Here is a 1440-nt window from a genome sequence, read left to right as displayed (position 1 = left end):
GGCGACCGGCGCACGGGTGAGTAACACGTGTGCAACCAACCCCGTACCGGGAGATAACCCGCGGAAACGTGGACTAACATCCCATAAGACTCTAGGGCCGCATGGCTCTGGATTTAAAATTCCGGTGGTACGGGACGGGCACGCGCGACATTAGGTAGTTGGCGGGGTAACGGCCCACCAAGCCGACGATGTCTAGGGGTTCTGAGAGGAAGGTCCCCCACACTGGAACTGAGACACGGTCCAGACTCCTACGGGAGGCAGCAGTGAGGAATATTGGTCAATGGGCGAGAGCCTGAACCAGCCAAGTCGCGTGAGGGATGAATGGTCTATGGCCTGTAAACCTCTTTTGCCAGGGAAGAATAAAAGGTACGTGTACCTTCTTGCCAGTACCTGACGAATAAGCATCGGCTAACTCCGTGCCAGCAGCCGCGGTAATACGGGGGATGCGAGCGTTATCCGGATTTATTGGGTTTAAAGGGCGCGTAGGCGGGACGCCAAGTCAGCGGTAAAAGACTGCAGCTAAACTGTAGCACGCCGTTGAAACTGGCGACCTGGAGACGAGACGAGGGAGGCGGAACAAGTGAAGTAGCGGTGAAATGCTTAGATATCACTTGGAACCCCGATAGCGAAGGCAGCTTCCCAGGCTCGCTCTGACGCTGATGCGCGAGAGCGTGGGTAGCGAACAGGATTAGATACCCTGGTAGTCCACGCCGTAAACGATGCTCACTGGATCTTGGCGATACACTGCCAGGGTTCAAGCGAAAGTATTAAGTGAGCCACCTGGGGAGTACGTCGGCAACGATGAAACTCAAAGGAATTGACGGGGGCCCGCACAAGCGGAGGAACATGTGGTTTAATTCGATGATACGCGAGGAACCTTACCCGGGTTTAAATGTAGATTGCATGAGGTGGAAACACTTCTTCCCTTCGGGGCTATTTACAAGGTGCTGCATGGTTGTCGTCAGCTCGTGCCGTGAGGTGTCGGGTTAAGTCCCATAACGAGCGCAACCCCTATCGCCAGTTGCCAGCGGCTGAGGCCGGGCACTCTGTCGAGACTGCCACCGTAAGGTGCGAGGAAGGCGGGGATGACGTCAAATCAGCACGGCCCTTACACCCGGGGCGACACACGTGTTACAATGGCCGGTACAGAGGGCAGCCACGGGGTGACCCGGAGCGAATCTCTAAAGCCGGTCGTAGTTCGGACTGGAGTCTGCAACCCGACTCCACGAAGTTGGATTCGCTAGTAATCGCGCATCAGCCATGGCGCGGTGAATACGTTCCCGGGCCTTGTACACACCGCCCGTCAAGCCATGGAAGCCGGGAGTACCTGAAGATCGTGACCGCGAGGAACGGGCTAGGGTAATACCGGTAACTGGGGCTAAGTCGTAACAAGGTAGCCGTACCGGAAGGTGCGGCTGGAACACCTCCTTTCTGGAGACG

Annotated in this window: 1 rRNA gene; it reads left to right on the top strand. The window is 56.8% G+C overall.

What is annotated here, in order from left to right:
- Positions 1 to 1431: ribosomal RNA gene (locus I2I33_RS20075) — 16S ribosomal RNA — on the top strand; the annotation flags it as partial.
- Between the last annotated feature and the right edge of the window lie 9 nt (positions 1432 to 1440).

This window comes from Butyricimonas sp. BSD2780061689_150309_C8, from assembly GCF_015560935.1.
GTDB classification, from domain to species: domain Bacteria; phylum Bacteroidota; class Bacteroidia; order Bacteroidales; family Marinifilaceae; genus Butyricimonas; species Butyricimonas paravirosa.
The sequence above is the reverse complement of the archived record's forward strand: the minus strand, read 5'-3'. Positions and strand labels throughout refer to the sequence as shown.